This window comes from Streptomyces sp. NPDC042002 (assembly GCF_055588305.1).
The window spans coordinates 335232-353540 of the sequence record NZ_JBVJCT010000003.1; the positions used below are offsets into that span (position 1 = coordinate 335232).

Below are 18309 nucleotides of genomic sequence, written 5' to 3' on the forward strand. Positions count from 1 at the left end.
CAATGACCGAATCCAGCGAGTGGCTCATCTACCGAGGCGCCGGCGAACCCCACGACGGCCTGGACCGCCTTCCCGCCCCGCCGCCGTGGCGCGACTTCGCGAGCCGGGACGCCGCCGGATCCGACGGCGACGGCTCCGAGGACCGCAGGCTCGGCGCCCACCGGCATCTGGCCGAACTGCACCGGCCCGGCGCCGAGGAGCTGGAGATGATCAACGCGGCGCTCTATCTGCGCCGCCCGCTGCTGGTCACCGGCAGCCCCGGCGCGGGCAAGAGCACGCTCGCGCACTCGGTGGCGTACGAACTTGGTCTGGGCAACGTCCTGCGCTGGCCGATCGTCAGCCGGTCCACGCTGCAGGACGGGCTCTACCACTACGACGCGATCGCCCGGCTCCAGGACGTGCAGATCGCCGCGCCGCAGGGCGCCGACCCGGCCGCGCCCGGCGCCCCCGGCTCCGTCCAGGGCATCGGCAGCTATATCCGGCTCGGCCCGCTCGGCACCGCGCTGCTGCCCTCCGAGACCCCCCGCGTGCTGCTCATCGACGAGCTGGACAAGAGTGACATCGACCTGCCCAACGACCTCCTGAACGTCCTGGAGGAGGGCGAGTTCGCGATACCCGAGCTGGAGCGCGTCGCCGACCGGCTGCCCGGCGGCGAGGCCGAGGTGCTCACCGCCGACGGCACCAAGGCGCGGGTGCGCGACGGCCGGGTGCGCTGCCGCGCCTTCCCCTTCGTGGTGCTCACCAGCAACGGCGAGCGCGACTTCCCCGCCCCGCTGATGCGCCGCTGCATCCACCTCGAACTGGGCCGCCCGGACCACAAGCGGCTCGCCACCTTCGTACGCGCCCACCTGGGCGACGAGGCGGCGCGGGCCGGGGACGATCTGATCACCCACTTCCTGGAGCGCTCGCGCAGCGAACTCGTCGCCGCCGACCAGCTGTTGAACGCCATCTACCTCACGGACGCGGCCGCCCCGCCGAGCCGTGACCGGCTCGCGGACCTGCTCATCCAGCGACTCGACCGCCCGAGGTGACGCGCTGATGCCCGGCGGCGACCCGATCGCCGAACTCATCGCCCGGATGCGGCGGACCGGGCTGGACCCCGACGCCCGGCAACTGGCCGACGCGCTGTGGCTGGCGCGCTTCTCACGCCGGACGGACGCGGTCGGGAGCGATCCGGGGAGCGCGCCGCCGTCCGGCCGGGCGACGGCGGGCGACGGCCCCGTTCCGGGGCGCCCGGACCCGCGGGGCGCCGAACGGCCGCCACCCCGCGACCGGCCCGAGCGCGCCTGGCCGGACGCGGAGGAGGACCGGCGCGTCGCGCTGTACCCGGTGCCGCGGGACGGCGCGCCGCGCGGATACGGGCAGGGCCGGTCGGCGGTGCTGCCGGTCGGCGTACCCGCCGCGCCCGCGTTCCCCGCCCCGCTCGAACTCCAGCGCGCGTTACGCCCGTTGCAGGGCTACCGGACCGCGGCGCCACCGCTGCGTACCGTCCTCGACGAGACCGCGACCGCCGAACTGAGCGCTCGGGCGGGCGGATTGGTCCTGCCGGTGTTCCGCGGGGTGACCCGGGCCGACGCCGCGCTCCAACTGGTGATGGACGCCTCGTCGTCGATGCGCGTGTGGGACCGGATGTTCGCCGAACTGGAGCAGATATTCGGCCGGTTGGGCGCCTTCTGGGACATCCAGGTCAGCCATCTCCACCAAGGCCCCGACGGGGAGCCCGCCGTCAGCCGCAGCCCCGAGCCCGGCGCGGCCCCGCTGCACTCCGCCGACCGGCTGAGCGACCCCACGGGCCGCCGCGTCACCCTCCTCGTCAGCGACTGCGCGGGCCCCCTGTGGCACAGCGGCCACGCCCACCGGCTGCTGTACCGCCTGTCCCGGCTCGGCCCCGCCGCCGTCCTCCAGCCACTGCCGCAGCGCATGTGGAACCGCACCCGGCTTCCGGTGTCGTACGGCGAACTCACGCGCGGCGAGGCCCTCGCGGGCGCCGCCACGCTCAAGGTCCGGCTGCCCGCCGGTACCCCGCCGGAGGCCCGCGACGGCGCGCTCCCGGTGCCCGTCCTGCCGCCCGAGCCCGCCGCGCTCGGCGCCTGGGCACGGCTGCTGTCCGGGGCCGGCGCGGGACCCGTGGCAGGTGCCGTCGGCTGGGTGCGCCACGACCACGAGCCCGCCCGGAGCGCCCGCCCCGGACGCCGGATGTCCGGGCTCGAACTGGTGAGCCGGTTCCGGTCCAACGCCTCCAAGGCCGCCGGGCGGCTCGCCGGCTATCTGGCCGCGGCCCCGCTCAGCCTTCCCGTGATGCAGCTCGTCCAGCGCACCATGCTCCCCGACTCCGGGCCCTCCGAACTGGCCGAAGTCCTGCTCAGCGGCCTGGTCTCGCGCGCCGAGGCGGAGGAGTACGGCGCGGACGGCACCCAGTGGTACGAGTTCGCGCCCGGCGCGCGGGAAGCCCTCCTGTCACCACTGGGCCTCGACGAGGCCATGCTCGTGCTCAAGCACTGCTCCGAGTACATCGAGTACCGCTTCGGCAAGGGCGGCCCCAACTTCCCCGCCCTGGCGCTCGCGCAGCTCGGAGAGGGCGGCTCCGGACGGCCGTACACACCCGGTGCCGGATACCCGGGTGAGAACGGCGACAACGGCGGCGCCACCCTCGTCCCGCAGCCCTTCGCCGAGGTCGCCGCACGAGTACTGGAGCGTTTCATGCCGCTGCCGGAACACTTCGCGATCTACGTGCCGGCCCACGGCGGCGACGACCTGCCCGACGAGCGGCCGACCCACCCCGCCGTGATCCGCGCCCGCTCGCTGGCCCGCCAGTTCGGCAGCGACGGCATGGTGCAGGACCTCATCGACGCCGTACAGCTGCTGCGCGGCGCCACCGAACACGAGCTGATCCCCGGCGCCGACCCGGAACTGTGGGCCGAGTACGCCAACTGCGTGCTGCTGCTGTGGGAGGTGCAGGGCGGCGCGGAGCTGCTGCGCGAGGCGGAGGCGGCCGCGGAGCGCGCCGTCGCGCACCCCCGGGCCCTGCGCGAACGGGCCGTCCTGGCCCGGGTGCTGCACGCCGCCGCCACCGACCGCAGGCGGCGCGGAGACCGGCGCGGCGCGCTCGACCTGCTGCAACGCGCCGACCGCGAGTACGCGGTGGCCTGCGCCGCGCCCGACCTGGACGCCACCGAGGCCCTGCGGCTCACGCTGGAGCGGGTACGGGCGCTGGAGGCACAGTGGCGCCTGGGCGACGACAGCGCGCTCCTCCAGGGCGCGGTCGGCATGCTGGAGGCGTTCGCCGACGCCTGGCCCGACCGGCGCAGCCGCCCGCCCGAACTCCCGCTCGCCCACGGCCGTGTCCTGCTGCGCCTGTCGGGCGCCACGGCCGACGACGAACAGGCCAGGCTGTACGCGGAACAGGGCGCGCGCTCCCTGCGCGCCGCCCTGGAGACCGGCCCCGAGGACGCGCCCACCGTCGCCGGCGAGTCCTCACGGGTCCGTATCCTCCTCGACCTCGTCGACGCGCTCCTGAGGTCCGGCGGCGAGCTGGACGAGGCCCAGGCCCATGTCGACGAGGCGCTGGGCCTGACCCGCGAACAGGGGCTGCGTTCCGCCCTGTTGGTGCGCGCCGGGCGCATCCGCATGGCCCGGTACGCGGACTCGGGCGACCCGCGCGAACTCCAGGACGCCGCCGCGCGGTTCGAGCAGGCGTCCCGCGGCGTGCCCAGGGACGCCCCCGCGCACGCGGACGTCCTCGCCGAATGGGGCGAGGCCCTGCTGCGGCGCGCCGTGCTGGACGACGGACCCGCCCCGCGCGAGTCGCTGTCCCGGGCCATCCGGGTGCTGCGGGACTGCCGTACCGAAACCCCGGCGGGCAGCGCCGAACTCGCCCACCGCCTGCTGCTGCTGGGCCGCGCGCTGATGCTGCGCTACGGCGCCCGCGGCGACCGGGTGGACCTGCGGGAGGCCGAGCACCTCTTCGGGCTCGCGGCGCTGGAGGAAGGCCCACCGCTGATCACCGCCCGCTGCTGGCTGGAGCTCGGACAGGCGCAGTTCGAGGCGTACCAGAGCCTCGGCCGCAAGGCCCGGCTCGACGAGGCCATCGACGCCTTCCGGGCCGCGGCCGAGTCGGCGCGCGAGGCCGAGGAGGAGGCGGAGACGGATCGCGCGCGCCAGGAGGCCGTGGAACTGGGTGCTCGGGCGCAGCACTGGCGGGGTATGTCCTACGAGGCGGCGGCGCGTCCGCGTGCCGCGCGCGAGGCCTACCGGGCCGCCCGGACCGAGTGGTCCAGGCTGCCGGACGGTGTCGTGAGCACGGGCGAGCCGACGGCCCGGCAGACGGCACAGCGGCTGGCCGAACTGGAGTGAGGAGCGCCCGCCGGCGGCCGCCGGGGCGGAGTCAGCGAAGGTGAGGGGGAAGACATGGGCGTACGGGACGACGCACACAACGACGCACACAACGACGCACGGGACAACGCGTGGGAGCGCGATGTCGCGGGGGAGCGGCTGCCGTGGCTGCCGGGCCCGTCGGCGAACCCGGACCCGTCGCGGGCACCGGAGCTCGAAGGGGAGGGGGACGGTCTGACGGAGGCGTCCGATCCGGCGGAGCTCCCCGATCTGCTGGACCTGGACCTGGCGGAGCTGCGGACCGTCCAACACCCGGTGCTGGCAGAGGTGCTGGCCGATCTGCGGGCGCGGTCCGGACAGCCGAGCGAGATCCTGTGGGGGTTCAACAACGCTTTCTGAGCGGCGGAATGAGCGATGGTCCGGTCAACCGTCGCTCATCAGCGGCCAGTTCCAGTCCACCCTTGTGACTGAACCGGACAACTTGGGAGGGGCGGCGTTTGTGTCCTGCCCGCGTCCGGGAATGCCGCCCGGTACGGGCAGGGGGCCGTGGAGCGGTTCGCGGCGTGGGATCGCGCGGCCGTACGTCATGGGGGTGCCGGAGTGTCTGCAGAGGTGACCTCCCCGATCCCGTCCCCCGTGACCTCCGTGCCGCACCCCGAACGGCCTTCGTCCGAACCGGCCTCCCCCGAACCGCCTTTTCCCTTCCGGCAGTTCATCGTCAAGATGCACGGCCGCTGCAACCTCGCCTGCCGCTACTGCTACCTCTACGAGGGCCCCGACCACACCTGGCGCACCCGCCCCGCCGCCGCCTCTCCCGGCGTCCTGGATCGGACCGCGCTCAGGGTCGGCGAACACGCCCGCACCCACGGCATGACAGCGCTGTCCCTGGTCCTGCACGGCGGCGAACCGCTGCTCGCGGGCGTGGACACCCTTGCCCGGTTCACCGGCCTCGTACGCGAACGGGTCCCTGACGGCTGCACCGTGCATGCCACCGTCCAGACCAACGCCACCCTGCTCACCGAGCGGCGGCTCGCCGTCCTGGCCCGGCACGCCATCCGCGTCGGCATCAGCCTGGACGGCGGCCTGCCCGAGCACAACACACTGCGCGTCGACCGCGCCGGACGACCGTCCTGGCCCGCCGCCGCGCGCGGCGCCCGGCTGATCGCCGAACGCCATCCGGAGGCGTACGCCGGGATCCTCACCGTCGTGGACCCCACCACGGACCCGGTCGAGCTCTACGAGTCACTGCTCGCGCTGCGACCGCCCGCCCTCGACCTGCTGCTCCCGCACGGCAACTGGTCCACGCGGCCACCGCACCTGGGCGACGCGGGGACTCCCTACGGCGACTGGCTGTGCGCCGTCTTCGACCGCTGGTGGCGGGCCGGGCGGCGGGAGACGCGGGTGCGGCTCTTCGAGGAGTGCGTCGCGCTGCTCCTCGGGCTGCCCGCCGCCACCGAGTCGCTCGGCCTCGCGCCCTTCGACGCCGTCGTCGTGGAGACGGACGGCTCGATCGAGCAGGTCGACTCCCTCAAGTCCTGTTACGAGGGGGCGGCCAGGACCGGCCTCGACGTCTTCCGGAACGGTTTCGACGAGGCCCTGCGCCACCCCGGCGTCGCGGCCCGGCAGGCGGGCGCCGCCGCGCTGTCCGCGCGGTGCCGGGCCTGCCCGCTGCTGTCCGTCTGCGGCGGCGGACACTACGCGCATCGATACCGGGCCGGACACGGCTTCGCCAACCCGTCCGTGTACTGCGCCGACCTCCAGCGCTTCATCCGCCATGTCGCCCGGAAGCTGGCCGGGGCCGCCGCCGTCGTCCCCGTCCCCGCCGTCCCCGCCGCTTCCGAAGGAGGCGTCCCGTGATCCTGCCGGCGGTCCCGGAACGGGCCCTGGACGAACTCGGCCGCACCGAAGGCGGCCCCGAGACCCTCGGGCTCCTCGTCCGCGACCAGCACACCCGACGGCTGCTCCTGCTCCGCGCGGTCCTCGACGCGGCCGAGTCGGCCGACCCGGACGTCTGCCCCACCGCCGTCCTGACCCGGCTGCGCGAGGACTGGGCCCTGCTGGAGGAGGCCGAACGGCTGGAGCCGTCCGCCCGCCTCAAGGGGCGGCCCCACGAAGGTGGTCGGGGGTCCGGGCGGCCGGGTGGACCGGTGTCCGGGGGGCCGGACGGTTCCGCGCCGGGACACGGCCGCCCAGGGGTTCACCCACCGGCGTCCGTGGGGCCGTACGGTTCCGGACCGGTGTTCGCCGGGCCGGGTGGTTCTCCGCCGGGATCCGGCCGGACAGGTGGCTCCGCTCCGACGTCCGGGAGCCAAGGTGGTTCCGCGCCGGTGTCCGAGGGGGACGCGGTGTCCGGGAACCGGCCTCCGGTGTCCGCTGTCCGGGGTCTCCTCCTCCACCCGTTCATCGGCCCCTGGGCCCGGGACGCCCTGCGCGCGCTCGGGGCCGGTGCGGGCCCGGGTGCCGACCGGGACCTCCGCGAACCGGCGCGCGCGCTCGCCCACTTCGGGTCGCTCGCCGCCGTGGCCGCCGTCCGTTCCGGGGTGCCCTACGCGGTACGGCTGACCGCCCGCGACGGCATCCTGACGCTGCCCTCGCTCGGCGCGCTGCGGACGGGCGGTTCCGGTTCCGGGGACACGGAGGTGGGCGTCGTGCACCGGCGGGGGCGGCTGACGCTCCGGCGGCCGGGCGAGGCGGACGTGGTCGTTCACCCGCAGAGCGGCGCCGGCGCCTGGTCGGAGGCCGCGGCCTGGACGTCGGCGTACACGCTGCCCGGTCTGGTGCCGGGCTCCGCCGCCGTACCACTGGACGACCTCGACCCGTATCGGACCGCACGCCGCGGACCCCGCCCGGACACCCTGAGCGGCCCGGTCGCCCTCGACGACGCCGACCGCAAGCACTGGCTGCACACCTGGTCGGGCACCGCGGCGGCGCTCGGTCTCGGCGGTGAGCGGCGGCTCGCGGAAGCGGTGACCCTGCTGCGCTGTCTGGTCCCGCTGTCCGCGCCACCCGGCTCGGTGCCGGGCGGCGCGGGCGGCAGTTGCAGCGGCACCCGGCGCGAGGCCTTCGGCGCGGTCCTCAGCAGCGCGCCGGCGACGGCGACCGCGTTCGCGGCCACCCTCGTCCACGAGATCCAGCACGCCAAACTCGCCGCGCTCGGTGACATGGTGACACTCCATCACGCGGGCCCGGCGGCACGTCACTTCGCGCCCTGGCGGCCCGATCCCCGCCCGTACGACGGCCTGTTGCAGGGCGCCTACTCCCATCTCGCGCTCGCGGACTTCTTCCAGCGCGGCGCCCTCGCCGCCACGTTCCCGGCCCGCCGGGACGCCGCCTGGGCGCAGCACGCCCGGTACCAGGAGCAGGTCGGGGCCGTCCTGCCGGCGCTCGTCGGATCGGGTGATCTCACCGTGCGGGGACGCCGGTTCGTCGACCGCATGGTCGAGGTGCACGAACGGCTCGCCGAGCGGCCGCCACCGCGTGGACACGCGGCGCGCGCGACGGCGTACGTCCAGGCCGCCCGTACGCTGTGGGCCCGGCGCCACGCACCGGGCGAATGAACCGCACGACCCGAGGGGGGCGCGTCGCGGGCCGGTCGAATCGAACCGGGTCCGCCGAACGCGCCTCGCGCGCCCGTCGAACGCGCCATGCGTCGTTTCGATTGAGCCATCCTCGCCGAAAGCGGCCGGTTCCCGGACGCGGGACGGCCGGTGCGCCAAGATCGTCGCTGAACACGTTGGAAAAGGAACCGTGGAGCAAGCGACTGGCGTGCGTCGGCGCCCTATCGCCGACCCTCGCGGCCGTTCTAAAATCACGCGCGGGGAGGCCGCTGCATGTCTGGAGCTCGTACGCCGGTCGGGCCATCCGAGAGGGGGTCCGCGAAGCAGACCGTCACCATCAGCTTCGCCGGTTTCAACCGGGCCTGGGCGGCCTGGATCGGGGACCGTCTGGAGCGGCGTGGCCATCGTGTGGTGTACCAGCGCTGGGACGCCCCGGCCGAGGTGCCCCTCGTCGACCTGCTGCGCGACCTGACACTGGCCCAGGGCCGGATCCTGATCGTCGTCAGTGAGTGGTACTTCCAGCTCGGCCCGCGCACCTACGAGGAGTGGAACGCCGCGCTGCGCGAAGTCGTCGCGCCCGACCCGTCCCGCTTCGCGGCCGTCTCCGTCACCAACAGCACGGTGCCGACGGCCACCACCGTGCTCGGCGCGGTCGACCTGAACAACATGGGCGCCGACGAGGCAGAGCGCCGCGTGCTCGACCGCCTCGACCTGCCCTCCGAACCCCTCCCGGAGTCCGTCGAGGGCGCCCGGCGCGGCCCCCGCTTCCCGGCCGCCATGCCCGAGGTCTGGGGCGGCGTACCGCGCCGCAACACCCGCTTCACCGGCCGCGAGCCGCTCCTGAACGACGCCTACCACCTGCTCCAGGGCGCCGAGGCGGGCGCGGGCGTGGTCACCCTGCACGGCATGTCCGGCGTCGGCAAGACCCAGCTCGCCGCCGAGTACGTCTACCGGTTCGGCTCCGAGTACGACGTGGTGTGGTGGGTCAACGCCGAGAAGCGCGTCACCTACCGGCGCCGACTGGCCGAACTGGCGCCGCAGTTGGGGCTCTCGACCGGCGCCGAGTACGGCGAACGGCTGCGTGCCGTGCGCGACTCGCTGCGCCGGGGCGACCCGTACGCGCGCTGGCTGCTGATCCTGGACGGCGCGGACGAGCCCGACCAGATCTACGACCTCGTCCCCACCGGGCCCGGCCACGTCCTGATCACCTCGCGCAACCCCGAGTGGAGCGAGCACAACAGCAAGCTGCTGGAGGTGCCGGTCTACGCCCGCGACGAGTCCGTCGCCTTCATCCGCCGCCGCGCACCCCGCCTCACCGAACCCGAGGCCGACCAACTCGCCGACGCGCTGGAGGACTTGCCCCTCCTGCTGGACCAGACAGCCGGCTGGCTCAACGACTCGGACCTGTCCGTCCAGGAGTACATCGCCCTCCTGGACGGCGGCATCGACCAGGACGTCGTCAAGATCTCCGCCGACTTCCCCGTCGCCTTCCAGACCGCCTGGTCGATACTGCTGAACAAACTCCGCGACACCGTCCCGGAGTCCGTCGACCTGCTCCGCCTGTGCACCTTCTTCGCGCCGGGCTTCATCCCCGTACGCCTTCTGAAGGAGATGCCGCACGACCAACTGCCCGAACAGATCGCCGGTCTGCTCAACGACCCGCTGCTGTGGAACAGGGCGATCAACCAGCTCCGCCAGTACTCCGTCGTCCGTCTTGAGTCCCACGAGGCGGCCGGTGACGAGGCGGCGTCCTCCGGCGAGTCCCTGTACCTGCACCGCATGGTCCACCAGATCGTCCACAAGGACATGCCCGACGAGGACCGCCGCGAGTTCATCGACGTGGTCCGGCGCGCACTGGCCGCGGCGGACCCCCGGCGCCCCACGGACACCCGGCTGTGGCCCGCGTACGCGGAGATCGTGCCCCACCTGAAGTACGCGGACGTGCTGCGGAGCAAGGACTCGGCCGTACAGACACTGGTCTTCAACTGCCTTCGCTACATGTACATCTCGGGCGAGTACCAGTCGGGCATCACGCTCGGCCGACGAGCCCTCGACGCCTGGCGGGAGATCCTCGGGGAGAACCACCCGAGGATCTGGGAGCTCACCCACCACTACGCCAACCTGCTGCGGGCGGTCGGCGACTACGAGAGCACCGAGACGATCGAGCGCGCCGCCGTCGACCATCTGCGCGAGCAGCGCGGCGAACAGGACCTCGACCACCTGCGCGCGGTCAGCGGCCTCGGCGCGGACCTGCGCGGCCTGGCCCGCTACGACGAGTCCCTGCACCTCTCGCAGAGACTCGTGCTGACCTACCGCGACCTCCTGGGCGAACAGGACTCACGGACCCTCGGCGCACAGAACAACCTGGCGGTGTCCCTGCGCCTGCTCGGCCACTACGAAGCGGCCCTGGACATCGACCGGAAGACGCTGGAGGCACGCCGGCAGCTGCTGCGGGCCCGGCACCCGTGGGCGCTGTCCTCCGAACTCCACTACGCCGTCGACCTCCGCCTGCTGGGCCGCTACACCGAGGCCGAGTCGATCCAGAGCAAGAACGTGCGCGAGTACCGTCTCGTCATGGGGTCCGACGCGCCGCAGACCCTTGAGGCGGAACACAACCTCGCCCTGTGCCACTACCGCACCGGGGACCGCGCCGCGGCGGGCACCCTGCTCACCCGGGTACTGGAGCGCTGCGAGCGCGCCCTCGGCGAGACCGATCCGCAGACGCTGAGATTCGCCGCCTCCACCAGCTGTTTCACCCGCGAGCACGGTGACATCGACCAGGCGCGGGAACTCGGCGAGTCCGTCGTCGCCCGGTACGAGGTGATGCTCGCCGAGGGGCACCCGTACATCGCCGGTGTCCGCGCCAACCACGCCCTGGTCCTGCGCAGCGTCGGCGAACGGGACCAGGCCCATGTCGTCGTCGAGCAGGCACTGGCCGACATGACCGCGGCCGTGGGGGAGAGCCACCCCTGGACGCTGGGCTGCGCCCTCAACGCCTCCGCCCTGCGCAACCTGGTCGGCGACCCGGAACGGGCCGCCGCGCTCAGCCGGCAGGCGGTCACCCGGGCCACCGAGACCCTCGGCCGCACCCACCCGCTGACCCTCTCCGCCCGTATCGCCCTCGCCGCCGACCTACGAGCCCTGCGGGACGGCCGCCAGGCCGAGAAGACGGAACAGGAAGCCCTCGCCGACCTGGACGCCACGCTGGGCCCCCGGCACGTCCACACCATCTCCGCCCGCTCCCGCAACCGCCCCTTCTGGGACTTCGAACCGCAGGAGACGTGAGGTTCGTGCCGGGGCCGTCGGCTCCGGCACCGCCCGGCACGCCGAAGGGCCCGGCCCCGAGTTCGGACGAACTCGGGGCCGGGCCCTTTCGCAGTGCCGTGCCGGAGGCCTAGGCCTCGAACACCTCACGCACCAGCTGCTCCTGCTCCGCCTGGTGCCGCTTCGCGGAACCGACGGCGGGGGAGGAGGAGTGCGGACGCGAGATGCGGCGCAGACGCTCGGCGCCCGGGACGTCGGCGCCGACCGCCAGGTCGAGGTGGTCGATCAGGTTGAGCGCGATGAACGGCCAGGCACCCTGGTTCGCCGGCTCCTCCTGCGCCCACAGGTACTTCTCGGCGTTCGGGTACTTGGCGATCTCCGCCTGGAGCTCGGCACCCGGCAGCGGGTACAGGCGCTCGATACGGATGATCGCCGTGTCCGTGCTGCCGAGCTTCTTCCGCTCGGCCTCCAGGTCGTAGTACAGCTTGCCGGCGCAGAACACGACCTTGCGCACGGCGGACGCCTCGACCGAGTCGTCACCGATGACCGGGCGGAACTGACCCGACGTGAACTCCTCCGCCTTCGAGGACGCCGCCTTCAGGCGCAGCATCGACTTCGGGGTGAAGACCACCAGCGGCTTGTGGTGCGGGTTGTGCACCTGCCACCGCAGGAGGTGGAAGTAGTTCGACGGGAGCGTCGGCTGGGCGACCGTCATGTTGTTCTGCGCGCACAGCTGGAGGAAGCGCTCGATGCGGGCCGAGGAGTGGTCCGGGCCCTGGCCCTCGTAGCCGTGCGGGAGCAGCAGGGTGACGCCGGACGTCTGGCCCCACTTCTGCTCGGCGGCCGAGATGTACTCGTCGACGACCGTCTGCGCGCCGTTGACGAAGTCACCGAACTGCGCCTCCCACATGACCAGCGCGTCCGCGCGGGCCAGCGAGTAGCCGTACTCGAAGCCCATGACCGCGTACTCGGAGAGCAGCGAGTCGTAGACGTTCAGGCGGGCCTGGTCGTCCGAGAGGTACTGGAGCGGGGTGTAGTCCTCGCCCGTGACCCGGTCGATCAGCACCGCGTGACGCGTGCCGAAGGTGCCGCGGCGCGAGTCCTGGCCGGACAGCCGGACCGGCGTGCCCTCCAGGAGCAGCGAACCGATGGCGAGGGTCTCGCCCATGCCCCAGTCGATCGTGCCGTCCTCGATCATCGCCGCCCGGCGCTGGAGCTGCGGGAGCAGCCGCGGGTGCACGGTGACGTTGTCGGGGATGTTGACCTGGGACTCGGCGATCCGCTTCACGATCTCCTGGGAGACCGCGGTGGACACGGCGACCGGGAACTCGGCCTGGACGTCCGGGATGTGAGCCTCGGGCACCTGCGCGACGGCCTCGCGGACCTCGGTGAAGACCTTCTCCAGCTGGCCCTGGAAGTCCTGCAGCGCCTGCTCGGCCTCTTCGAGGGTGATGTCGCCGCGACCGATCAGGGACTCGGTGTAGAGCTTGCGCACCGAGCGCTTCTTGTCGATCAGGTCGTACATCAGCGGCTGCGTGAACGCCGGGTTGTCGGACTCGTTGTGCCCGCGGCGGCGGTAGCAGATGAGGTCGATCACGACGTCCTTGTTGAACGCCTGGCGGAACTCGAACGCCAGCCGCGCGACACGGACGACGGCCTCGGGGTCGTCACCGTTCACGTGGAAGATCGGCGCCTCGATCATGCGGGCCACGTCGGTGGCGTACATGGACGAGCGCGACGACTCCGGGGCGGCGGTGAAGCCGACCTGGTTGTTGATGACGATGTGGACCGTGCCGCCCGTGCGGTAGCCGCGCAGCTGCGACATGTTGAGCGTCTCGGCGACCACACCCTGGCCGGCGAAGGCCGCGTCACCGTGCAGGGCGACGGGCAGGACCGTGAAGTCCGTGCCGCCCTTGTTGATGATGTCCTGCTTGGCGCGGACGATGCCCTCGATGACCGGGTCGACCGTCTCCAGGTGGGACGGGTTGGCGGCCAGCGAGACCTTGATCTGCTCACCGTCCAGACCGGTGAAGGTGCCCCGGGCGCCCAGGTGGTACTTCACGTCGCCGGAGCCGTGCATCGACTTCGGGTCGAGGTTGCCCTCGAACTCGCGGAAGATCTGCGCGTACGACTTGCCGACGATGTTCGCGAGGACGTTCAGCCGGCCGCGGTGGGCCATGCCGATGACGACCTCGTCCAGGCGGGACTCCGCGGCGCTGTCGATGACGGCGTCGAGGAGCGGGATGACGGACTCGCCGCCCTCCAGGGAGAAGCGCTTCTGGCCGACGTACTTCGTCTGCAGGAAGGTCTCGAAGGCCTCCGCCGCGTTCAGCCGGCGCAGGATGCGCAGCTGCTCCTCGCGCTCCGGCTTGGTGTGCGGGCGCTCGATGCGGTCCTGGATCCACTTGCGCTGCTTCGGGTCCTGGATGTGCATGAACTCGATGCCGGTGGTGCGGCAGTACGAGTCGCGCAGCACACCGAGGATGTCGCGCAGCCTCATCAGGGACTTGCCCGCGAAGCCGCCGACGGCGAACTCGCGCTCCAGGTCCCAGAGGGTGAGGCCGTGCTCGGTGATGTCGAGGTCGGGGTGCTTGCGCTGCTTGTACTCCAGCGGGTCGGTGTCGGCCATGACGTGACCGCGGACCCGGTAGGAGTGGATCAGCTCGAAGACACGGGCGGCCTTCGTGACGTCGTCGTCGTGCGAGGCGTCGATGTCCTTGAGCCAGCGGACCGGCTCGTAGGGAATCCGCAGCGACTCGAAGACCTCGTCGTAGAAGCCGGTCTCGCCGAGCAGGGAGTTCGCCACGACGCGCAGGAACTCGCCGGAGGCGGCGCCCTGGATGACCCGGTGGTCGTAGGTCGACGTGAGCGTCATGACCTTCGCGATGCCGAGCTTGTTCAGGGTGTCCTGGGAGGTGCCCTGGAACTCCGCCGGGTAGTCCATCGAGCCGACGCCCATGATGACCGACTGTCCGGGCATCAGACGCGGGACCGAGTGGACGGTGCCGAGGCCGCCGGGGTTGGTCAGGGAGACCGTGACACCGGTGAAGTCGTCCATCGTCAGCTTGCCGTCACGGGCGCGGCGGACGATGTCCTCGTAGGCCTGCCAGAACTCGAAGAAGTTCAGCGTCTCGGCCTTCTTGATGCCCGCGACGACCAGCTGGCGGTCACCGTTGGGCTTCACCAGGTCGATGGCGAGGCCGAAGTTGACGTGCGGCGGCTTGACGAGGGTGGGCTTCCCGTCCTTCTCCGCGTAGTGCCAGTTCATCGACGGCATGGCCTTGATGGCCTGCACCATCGCGTACCCGATGAGGTGGGTGAAGGAGATCTTCCCGCCCCGGGCGCGCTTCAGATGGTTGTTGATGACGATGCGGTTGTCGAAGAGCAGCTTCACCGGGACAGCGCGCACGGACGTGGCCGTGGGCAGCTCCAGCGAGGCGTTCATGTTCTTCGCGACGGCACCGGCGGGACCGCGCAGGGTGACGTACTCCGGACCCTCGGGCGCCTCGGCGGCCGGAGCGGCCTTCGGCTTCGCGGCGGCCGGTGCGGCCTTCGCGGGGGCCGGGGCGGCCGCAGCGGGCTGCGGAGCCGCGGGAGCGGCGGCCGGGGCCGGCGCGGCCGGGGCCGGCTGGGGGGGAGCCTGGCGCGCCGCGGGCGGCGCGGGGGCGGCCGGAGCGGCCGGGGTGGTCCCTGCGGCCCCCGCGGCCGCAGTACCCGCCGGAGCCGAGGCGGCTGGCGCCCCGGGCTTGTAATCGGCGAAGAAGTCCCACCAGGCTCGGTCTACCGAATTCGGGTCCTGGAGGTACTGCTGATAGATCTCGTCGACGAGCCACTCGTTGGCACCGAAGGCGGCCGCGGGGTTCTTCCCGGCGGCTTGGTCATCGGTCGAGAGACTCGAGTTACTGGGGGACTGTGGCGACACGGCGGCAACCGCCCTCTTCCGCTTCACAAGGTGATGGACAGCGGGAATAAAGGCTACGCCTCCCTGGCCGAGAAGGTCAGGCCGGGCCCGTCCAACGTCGCGTAAGTCACATCGGAATCCGTGTTTCGTCCATGGAAATGGCGGGAAACAAGCGGGGTTCCGCTTCGGAATGGGTACGACGATCGAGGGCCGCGGCACCCGTCACACGGTCCTGTGCCTGATCACACGTGTACGCGCACGGCGACAGCGATGGATCTTGCGGCTCCGGTTCGAACTTTACGTCAACTTGGCAGAGAAGGGAGTCCCGGAAGGATGACCTGGATCCGGCAACCCCGCTGAGATTCGGCCACACCGATCCGTCCGCCGTGCAGATCGACCGCCCAGCGGGCGATGGCCAGGCCCAGACCCGTACCGCCGTCGCTGCCCGGACCGTGCGGCGCGGGCACCCCGCCGCGGTTGAACCGCTCGAACACGCGGTGCCACTCCGACTTCGGGATGCCGGGCCCCTCGTCCAGGACCTCCAGGGCCAGCGACTCGGGATGGTCGCCCCGCCGCGCCCGCACCGTCACCCGGCCGTGCGGCGGGCTGTGCTTGACCGCGTTGTCGATGAGATTCGCCACGACCTGGTGGATCCGCTCGGGGTCCGCGTGCGCGGTCAGCTCCGGCGGGGACACGTCGAGGTGCAGATGGACGTCCGTACGGGTGTGGCCACCGCCGGAGCCCGAGCTGAGGTCCGCGCGCGCGGAGGCGACCATGTTGGCCTCCTTCAGCACGCCGGACAGATACGGCCACACCTCGAAGCGGCGCCTGCGCAGCGGTACGACGCCGTTGTCCAGCCGGGACAGGTCGAGGAGCGTCTCCACCAGCCGCCCGAGGCGCTCCGTCTGCTTCAGCGCGGTGCGCATCGTCTCGGGGTCGGCGGCCGAGACGCCGTCCACGACGTTCTCCAGGACCGCGCGCAGACCCGCGATGGGGGTCCGCAGCTCGTGCGAGACGTTCGCCACGAGCTCCTTGCGCTGACGGTCCTGGGCCTCCAGCTCGTCGGCCATGAGGTTGATCGTCTGCGCCAGGTCGCCCAGCTCGTCCCGCCGGTCGTCACGCACCCGGCGGGTGTAGTCGCCGTGCGAGATGGAGCGGGCCACCGCGTTCATCTCGTCCAGCGGCGCGGTGAGCGAGTGCGCCACGAACTGCGTGATCAGCAAGGTGGCGATCATGGAGAAGACCGTGATGAAGCGGAGCTCCGTCTTGGTGTGCACCGCGATCATCGACAGACCGGTGGTGATGAGCACGGCGATGACGACCAGCGCGCCCAGCTTGGTCTTGATCGAGAAGGGCCGCACCTCGCCCCAGGAGCCCGCGCTCCTGCGCTCCCCGGACGCGCGCTCGCCGAGCCCGCGTCCTCGCTCTCCGAGTCCGCTCATCACATCAGCCCCTCACGTGGGTCCCGATCACGCGGGTCCCGACGTTCCGAAGGAGGTCCGGCTCAGGGAGTCGGGGTCTCCAGTGCGTAGCCGACGCCGTGCACCGTACGGATCCGCTCGGCACCGATCTTGCGACGCAGCGCCTTGATGTGACTGTCGACGGTCCGGGTGCCGGAGGCGTCCGCCCAGTCCCACACCTCGGCGAGCAGCTGTTCGCGCGAGAGTACGGCACGCGGGGTGTTCGCGAGGCAGACGAGGAGGTCGAACTCGGTGGGAGTGAGGTGGACGTCCTCGCTGCGGACCCGCACCCGGCGCTGCGCGTGGTCGATCTCCAGCTCGCCGAGGCGCAGGATGCCGCTGCGCGGAGTGGAGGCCGCGACGACCGCGCGCTCGACCCTGCGGAGCAGGACGTGCACCCGGGCTGCCAGTTCACGCATCGAGAACGGCTTGGTCATGTAGTCGTCGGCGCCGACTCCGAGCCCGACCAGCATGTCGGTCTCGTCGTCGCGCGCGGTGAGCATGAGCACCGGCACCGGCCGGGCGGCCTGCACACGGCGGCAGACCTCCAGACCGTCGAAGCCGGGCAGCATGATGTCGAGGATCAGCAGATCGGGCTGCCATGCCTCGGCCGTGTCGACGGCGGCCGGACCGTCGCCCGCGGTTTGCACGAGGAATCCCTCGGCTCGCAGGCGGGCCGCGATGGCGTCGACGATCGTCGGGTCGTCCTCGACGACCAAGACCCGGCGCTGAGCGCCGGGGGTGGCCGCCGTACCGTTCTGGGAGGTGTGTGTCTGCTCCATCGCCCGCCCCTGAAGTGTGCTTTCCGGAATCCGTGGGGTGATCCCATGACTGCGCTTGACGCTTGAATGATCTGCGTCAGGCAAGCAGGGTACGGGCAGTCGCCGTGCCTCGGCTATCCAGGCCTTACCGCGAGGTACACGAGGTCGGGAACGCCCCGGGCAACGGGGATCTCTTCGGTACGAACCCGATGGAATCCGGCATTCCGCAAGGATTCTTCAAATTCCGGAGACGGCTGGGCCGACCATACGGCGAGCACGCCGCCCGGCCTCAACGCCCTTGCGCAGCTTGCCAGTCCGGCCTTCCCGTACAGTCCCGCGTTGCCCTCGGTGACCGTCCAGCCGGGTCCGTTGTCGATGTCGAGACACAGCGCGTCGAACGTGTCGGAGATCTCATTGACGTAGTCGACGAGATCGGCTTCGACGATGTCCGTGCGCGGGTCGGCGAGCGCCTGGACCGAGAGTCCGGCGAGGGGTCCGTCCCGGTGCCACTCGATGACCGCCCGTTCGCGCTCGACAACCGTGATGCGCCCCCAGCGGTCGTCCGCGGCGGCGTGCGCGAGCGAGAACCCGACGCCGAGCCCGCCGATCAGCACACTCGGCTCCGGGCGCCCGTCGAGGGCGTCGCGGGCCGCGTCCACGAGCAGCCGCTCGGAACGCCCGTCGGACGTGTCCATCAGAAAGCACCCGTTGGCGATGATCTGCAGCAGAGCGCCGTGCCGCCGCAGCACGACCTCGCCGTACGGGCCCTGACGGCGGTCGATGACAACTGGCGTGTCGTACGAGGCGGTCATGGCCGCCATCCTGGCAGTTCACCGGTACGGGGGGGCCGGAATTATGAGGAGCCGAGCCTCCGCGGTCCCGGCGCGCGGGCCGGACGCCGCGTGGCGCGGGGCTGTGCGGGGCGGCCCGTGCGGGGCGTGATCAGGAGGGTTCCGCGATTCCGGGGTGACGGAGGACCGTGCGAGGTTGACGCGGTGGCGGGCCGGGGATCTCAAGGGGAGGCGCGACCTCTG

General features: G+C 72.3%; 10 protein-coding genes. 6 read left to right on the forward strand and 4 right to left on the reverse strand.

Annotated elements, in window-relative coordinates; all coding sequences use genetic code 11:
- The first annotated feature begins 2 nt into the window (after positions 1 to 2).
- The 6 genes from ACZ6KY_RS06840 to fxsT all read left to right on the forward strand — a co-directional run bounded on the left by ACZ6KY_RS06840 (position 3) and on the right by fxsT (position 11174).
- Positions 3 to 1031, forward strand: coding sequence for an AAA family ATPase (locus tag ACZ6KY_RS06840; protein WP_469309243.1), 1029 nt, complete (start codon positions 3 to 5; stop codon positions 1029 to 1031).
- A 7-nt stretch (positions 1032 to 1038) separates the two neighbouring features.
- A complete protein-coding gene (locus tag ACZ6KY_RS06845) occupies positions 1039 to 4353 on the forward strand; it encodes an SAV_2336 N-terminal domain-related protein (RefSeq protein WP_469309244.1) in 3315 nt (1104 codons plus the stop codon).
- Between the two features lie 54 nt (positions 4354 to 4407).
- Entirely contained in the window at positions 4408 to 4731 is a 324-nt protein-coding gene (gene fxsA, locus ACZ6KY_RS06850; protein WP_469309245.1) for an FxSxx-COOH cyclophane-containing RiPP peptide, read from the forward strand.
- Positions 4732 to 5055: 324 nt separating this feature from the next.
- The gene (locus ACZ6KY_RS06855; RefSeq protein WP_469309400.1) at positions 5056 to 6189 is read left to right on the forward strand and encodes an FxsB family cyclophane-forming radical SAM/SPASM peptide maturase; all 1134 of its coding nucleotides are present in this window, start codon (positions 5056 to 5058) and stop codon (positions 6187 to 6189) included.
- A complete protein-coding gene (locus tag ACZ6KY_RS06860) occupies positions 6186 to 7889 on the forward strand; it encodes an aKG-HExxH-type peptide beta-hydroxylase (protein ID WP_469309246.1) in 1704 nt (567 codons plus the stop codon). The genes ACZ6KY_RS06855 and ACZ6KY_RS06860 overlap by 4 nt, the downstream gene beginning before the upstream one ends.
- 273 nt (positions 7890 to 8162) lie before the next feature.
- Positions 8163 to 11174, forward strand: a complete 3012-nt coding sequence (fxsT, locus tag ACZ6KY_RS06865; RefSeq protein ID WP_469309247.1) for an FxSxx-COOH system tetratricopeptide repeat protein — start codon at positions 8163 to 8165, stop codon at positions 11172 to 11174.
- A gap of 109 nt (positions 11175 to 11283) precedes the next feature.
- On the opposite strand, the gene ACZ6KY_RS06870 is transcribed toward fxsT, so the two are convergent.
- The 4 genes from ACZ6KY_RS06870 to ACZ6KY_RS06885 form a co-directional block, all read right to left on the reverse strand.
- Positions 11284 to 15075: a multifunctional oxoglutarate decarboxylase/oxoglutarate dehydrogenase thiamine pyrophosphate-binding subunit/dihydrolipoyllysine-residue succinyltransferase subunit gene (locus ACZ6KY_RS06870; protein WP_469309248.1), complete on the reverse strand. Its 3792-nt coding sequence runs from the start codon at positions 15073 to 15075 to the stop codon at positions 11284 to 11286.
- 281 nt (positions 15076 to 15356) lie between these two features.
- Positions 15357 to 16496, reverse strand: coding sequence for a HAMP domain-containing sensor histidine kinase (locus ACZ6KY_RS06875; RefSeq protein ID WP_469309249.1), 1140 nt, complete (start codon positions 16494 to 16496; stop codon positions 15357 to 15359).
- A 62-nt stretch (positions 16497 to 16558) separates the two neighbouring features.
- Complete coding sequence (locus ACZ6KY_RS06880) at positions 16559 to 17296, reverse strand: response regulator transcription factor (protein WP_037620929.1); 738 nt, start codon at positions 17294 to 17296, stop codon at positions 16559 to 16561.
- Between the two features lie 113 nt (positions 17297 to 17409).
- Entirely contained in the window at positions 17410 to 18087 is a 678-nt protein-coding gene (locus ACZ6KY_RS06885; RefSeq protein ID WP_469309250.1) for a spermine/spermidine synthase domain-containing protein, read from the reverse strand.
- Positions 18088 to 18309 lie beyond the last annotated feature (222 nt).